Raw genomic sequence first — 5,683 nt, forward strand, 5'->3', positions numbered from 1 at the left:
ATTTTATGGTATGATGATACTTATACAAATTGATGATTATAAATCGACTAATATTTGATTTACCTTATTTTTAAAATATAAGGAATAAGTAGAATAAGAAAGGGATTTAACATATGTGTGGTTTTGTTGGATTTTTTGACAATAGCAATAACAAAGAAGTAATTTTAGATAAGATGATGGACAGGATTTACCATAGGGGGCCTGACATGGGAGGCAAGTACTATGATGACGATGCTGCCCTAGGCTTTAGAAGACTAAGCATACTTGACTTATCTGAGGCTGGTGGCCAGCCCCTATATAGCCATGATGGAAATAAGGTCTTGGTATTCAATGGTGAAATTTATAATTTTGAAGAAATAAGAAATGACTTAAAGAGTAAGGGTTACACTTTTAAGAGTGATACAGATAGTGAGGTCCTAATACATGGTTATGTAGAGTATGGTGAAGCCTTAGTTGATAGACTTAGGGGTATGTATGCCTTTTGCATATGGGACAAGGTTGAAAAAAAAGCCTTTGTAGTTAGAGACCACTTCGGTATTAAACCACTTTACTATTATGAATATAAAAAAGATGGTAGGGATTGTCTTTTGATTGGGTCAGAAATTAAGTCCTTCTTAGAGCATCCAGACTTTAAGAAAGATGTAAATGAAAAGGCCCTAAAACCTTACTTAACTTTCCAGTATTCTTCTCAGAAGGATGAGACCTTCTTTAAGGGGGTAAAGAGACTTGAAGCTGGTCACTTTTTTACTTATCAGGACGGTAAAATGAAAATAAAGAAGTATTGGGATGTTGACTTTAATGATACACATTCAAGTCTAGAGGAGAATATACAGAAGATAGAAGATGTAATAGCTGATTCTGTTAGGCTACACAAGCGTTCAGATGTTGCTTCAGGTTCCTTCCTATCAGGAGGTATAGATTCAAGCTATATAACAGCTTGTCTAATGCCAGATAAGACATTTTCAATAGGCTTTGAGCAGGATAATTTTGATGAATCTACCCTTGCTGCAGACCTATCTAAGATACTAGGTATAGAAAATATTAGAAAGACTATAAATGGAGATGACTGTCTTGGTAAGCTTGCAGAAATTCAGTACCATATGGATGAGCCTCAAGCAAATCCGTCAACACTACCACTTTACTTCCTTTCTAAGCTAGTTAGAGACAACGGTGTAACTGTTGTTCTATCAGGTGAAGGTGCTGATGAGATATTTGGTGGTTATGAATGGTATGATATAGACCCAGGTCAGAGAAAACTTAGACAGTTACCAGGATTTATTTTGAAGCCAGCCGCTGCAATAGCAAAGCACTTGCCAGAATTCCATGGTAAGACTACCCTGTTAAGGGCAGGTAGACCAGTTGAGGAGACTTTTATAGGTGAGGCTCTTGTGTTTGAAGAGGACGAGGCTAAGGATATCCTAAAGTCTAAGTACCTAAATTCAAGAAGTGTAAGACAAATTACGAAAGAAGTTTACGACTTGGTTAAGGGCAAGGATGATATAACTAAAAAACAGTATCTAGATATTAAACTATTTATGGAGGGTGATATACTACAGAAGGCAGATAAGATGAGTATGGCTCATTCCATAGAGTTAAGAGTTCCTTTCCTTGATAAGGAAGTAATGAAGGTGGGAGAAGGCATCAGTTCAGACCAAAAGATCAGTCATGGAACAACAAAGTATGTCTTGAGAAAGGCTGCTGAAAAGAAGTTACCTGAAGAATGGTACAAGAGAAAGAAGAAGGGCTTTCCAGTTCCAATTAGGTTCTGGTTCCAGGAGGAAAAGCACTATAAGTTTGTCAAGGAATATTTTAATGCAGACTATGTAGATGAATTCTTCGATAAGGACAAGATTAATAAGCTATTAGATGACCACTACAATGGCATAACTAATAATGCTAGAAAAATATATACAGTATTAGTCTTCCTAGTTTGGTATAAGAGGTACTTTATAGACGAAGTGGCGGGAAATTAGCCTTAGCTATATCTAAAAACATCTAGGACATAAAAGTAATTTTTTAAAAGGAAAAATAGAGAGGAGTAACTACTTATGCATAAGAAAAAACAATTAGGTATAATAGCAGTCATTCCTCTCCTTTTATTTGGGATTTTCTATGGACTTAAGTATGGATATATAAGTCCAATGGTTAAGGGGATAGATATAAGGATTATAGGTGGAACCTTTATTACAAATGTAAACAAGTACGTAATTAAGCAGGGGGATACTGTATCAATATCTCCAGGTGAGTATATAATGGTTCCTGATTTTGCTAAGAAGCCAAGCCTAAAGTTTGCTGTTTTAGATAATAAGTCTGTCATATCAATTAAGGGTGATAAGTTGACTGCCAATAAGGTGGGATATGCATCCATAGGCGTATTAAATAAAAATAGGGTCTTGAGAAAGGCAACTATCATGGTGGTTAACCCCAAAATTACAAAAATGCAAGTTAGTCTAGATAAGCCCCTAAAGTACTATGGTGACAAGAGTAAAATCAATGCAAATATAGATATTGATGACTTTAAAAAGTTAGAGAGGGGCTACAAGCTTAAGTATGCAAGTACAAATGACAAGGTACTGAGGGTTGAAAACAATACAGTTGAAGCCGTTGGTGTTGGGGAGGCCAAGCTTATATCGAGGTATGACAGGAAGGAAACCCAGACAACTATAAAGATTGAACCAAGAGTATATAAGCTAGAACTTGATGATATATATAATGTAGAGCAGGCAACTAGTCAAAATTTAAATGCTAGGATTGCAACTTTGCCAATAAATATGAAGACAAAGGTAAGCTATAGGGTTCTAGATTCTGACAAATATGATGCCAACAAGAAGGTTGCCTTTGGAGAGAGTGGTCTTGAAACTAGCTACGGCATTGAAATAGATGACAAGGGTAATGTTAGAGCAAACAGGTTGGGGACCTACTTAATAGAAGCAAAGAGTGGCAATATGTCGGACAGGGCTCTTGTAAGTGTAGGACCTACAAAATTTGAAAATTTAGAGCCGAAAAGCTTTCAATATAGGTATGAGATTAGAAATGGTAAGCTAAATATAGAGTTGGGATGGGACCACAACCAGAGAATAAATTCCTATGATATATATGTTAGGGACAAAATTAAGGGTGAGGATTATAGTCTCTATACTAGGACTAGGGTAGATAATGCCAAGATACCATATGGAAACAGGCTATCGGAGCTTTTAAGGTTTGATATTGGGTCAGGGTCTGACTTTGATTATGACATATACATTGTTGGAAATAACTACATGGGAGAAAAAACTAAGAATAGTAAGATTCTACACATATCAAATAGTATAGGTGATAGTTTCCAGAAGAAGGCTGTTAAAAATTTAGAGGCTGTAACAGATAGGGAGAATAGTACAGTAAGGTTAAAATGGACCCCTATAGATAGTGCCAAGTATAGCTATAGAGTTTATTATGTTGATAAAAGCCGTAAAGAGGGGAACCACATACTTATGGCTAAGAATATACAGAAAAATACTAGTACCCTAAAGATAGACAGGTCTAAGATAAATTATGATTTCTATATTATAGCAGTAAATGAGGCTGGCCAAGTGTCTAGTTTTAGTAGGCCAGTTAATGTAAAATCAAATTTCTTGGAATAAATCATAAATAAGCAAGTATATAGATTGACAAAGTATTTTAAAATTGTTATACTTTTGTTATTGAATTTTAAAGACTGTGATTAGGAGAGTAGTTATAGGTCAATGTTTAAGCGAGCTGGTGGTGGTGCGAGACCAGTAATATACTTATGATGAAGAACACCTATGAGTTTCTGACCGAACAATAGAGTAGGCTCAGACGGATGGATACCGTTATAAATCCTCTAAGAGATCGGCCTAGCCGGTAATTAGGGTGGTACCGCGATTATAACACGTCGTCCCTTTTGTGGACTACGTGTTTTTTGTTGTGTAGTCCAAGTACAGAATATATCATATAGTTTAATTAGGAGGAATTATGCAGAAGGAATTTTTAGAAGTAAAAACTCTTTATAAAAACAGTGAAGAGTACATAGGAAAAACAGTTAAGATAGCGGGATGGATTAGGACATCTAGAATATCAAAGAGTTTTGGTTTTATGGAAGTAAATGATGGTTCTTTTTTTAAGAACCTACAGGTAGTAATAGATGAAAAGGCCTTGGACAATTTTGCCCAGGTATCTAAGTTAGCTATTTCTTCAGCGATTTTGGTTGAAGGTAAGCTAGTAGCGGTTGACAACGCAAAGAATCCAATAGAAATACACGCCACTAAGCTTGTAGTAGAGGGAGATTCAGATTCAAGTTACCCACTACAGAAAAAAAAGCATACATTTGAATACCTTAGAACTATTGCCCATCTAAGACCTAGATCAAATACTTTCTCAGCAGTATTTAGGGTAAGGTCGGTAGTTGCATTTGCCATACATAAGTTCTTTAATGAAAGAAACTTTGTGTATGCACATACACCACTTATTACAGGCTCAGATACTGAGGGTGCTGGTGAAATGTTCAGAGTCACTACTTTAGATATGCAGAACCCACCACTAACTGAAGATGGTAAAATTGACTATAGCAAGGACTTCTTTGGTAAGGAAGCAAACCTAACTGTCTCTGGTCAGCTAAATGGTGAAATAATGGCCCTTGCTTTTAGAAACATCTATACATTTGGTCCTACATTTAGGGCAGAAAATTCATACACAGGCCGACATGCATCTGAGTTCTGGATGGTAGAGCCTGAAATAGTTTTTGCTGATCTAGAAGATAATATGGATCTAGCAGAGGATATGATCAAGTACGTAATCAACTATGTGCTTGAGGAGTGCCCAGAAGAAATGGCCTTCTTCAACAACTTTATAGATAAGGGACTTCTGGAGAGACTAGATAATATCCTAAATTCTAACTTTAAGAGGATTACATATACAGAAGCTGTCGAAATACTAATAAATTCAGGACAAAAATTTGAATACCCAGTTGAATGGGGATGTGACCTACAGACTGAGCACGAAAGATATATAACTGAACAGGTATACAAGGCTCCAGTATTTGTTACAGATTATCCAAAGGATATAAAGGCCTTCTATATGAGGATGAATGAAGATGGTAAGACAGTAAGGGCTATGGACCTACTAGTGCCAGGTGTTGGAGAAATAATAGGAGGTTCTCAGAGGGAAGAAAGATATGATGTTTTGATGAATAGGATTCATGAGCTAGGACTAAATGAAGAGGAATACTGGTGGTATCTAGAGCTTAGAAAGTTTGGTACAGCTACTCATGCTGGATTTGGTCTAGGATTTGAGAGAATAATAATGTATCTAACAGGTATGTCAAATATAAGGGACGTTATACCATTCCCTAGAACACCAAAGAATGCTGAATTCTAAAAAGACAGTTATTTCTTTATGTTTTTAATATATTTTAAGGGGGAGGTTATACCTCCCCCTTATGCTAGAAATAATATAGACAAAGTAAAGAATAATAGTATAAAATATATAAAAATAGACTTTTATGCGTAAATGTATTTGTGGAATTAAGAATTAGTCGACAAATATGATAGGTCATAAGACATAAGTAATAATTGTAAATTTACTATAAGGGGGCAGGTCTATTGAAGGTGATAAGGGATTCAAAAGTTAGAATTAAAAGTAAAAATAATAAGAGGGAGACTGATACTCTTGGTATCACAATGGAGCT

At 35.8% G+C, this 5,683-nt stretch carries 3 protein-coding genes and 1 other annotated feature; all 3 genes read left to right on the top strand.

Annotation, left to right across the window (positions count from 1 at the left end; translation table 11 throughout):
* Window positions 1-113 precede the first annotated feature (113 nt).
* The 3 genes from asnB (at window position 114) to asnS (ending at window position 5,373) form a co-directional block, all read left to right on the top strand.
* Window positions 114-1,973 (top strand): asparagine synthase (glutamine-hydrolyzing), encoded by a 1,860-nt coding sequence (gene asnB / locus ACW6OJ_RS07235; protein ID WP_456096163.1) that lies wholly within the window; start codon window positions 114-116, stop codon window positions 1,971-1,973.
* A gap of 75 nt (window positions 1,974-2,048) precedes the next feature.
* A complete protein-coding gene (locus tag ACW6OJ_RS07240; RefSeq protein ID WP_456096164.1) occupies window positions 2,049-3,620 on the top strand; it encodes a fibronectin type III domain-containing protein in 1,572 nt (523 codons plus the stop codon).
* Window positions 3,621-3,687: 67 nt separating this feature from the next.
* Window positions 3,688-3,903: a binding site (T-box leader), on the top strand.
* A gap of 69 nt (window positions 3,904-3,972) precedes the next feature.
* The gene (asnS, locus tag ACW6OJ_RS07245) at window positions 3,973-5,373 is read left to right on the top strand and encodes an asparagine--tRNA ligase (RefSeq protein ID WP_456096165.1); all 1,401 of its coding nucleotides are present in this window, start codon (window positions 3,973-3,975) and stop codon (window positions 5,371-5,373) included.
* Window positions 5,374-5,683: the final 310 nt, after the last annotated feature.

The sequence above is a fragment of the Peptostreptococcus sp. genome (assembly GCF_977045075.1).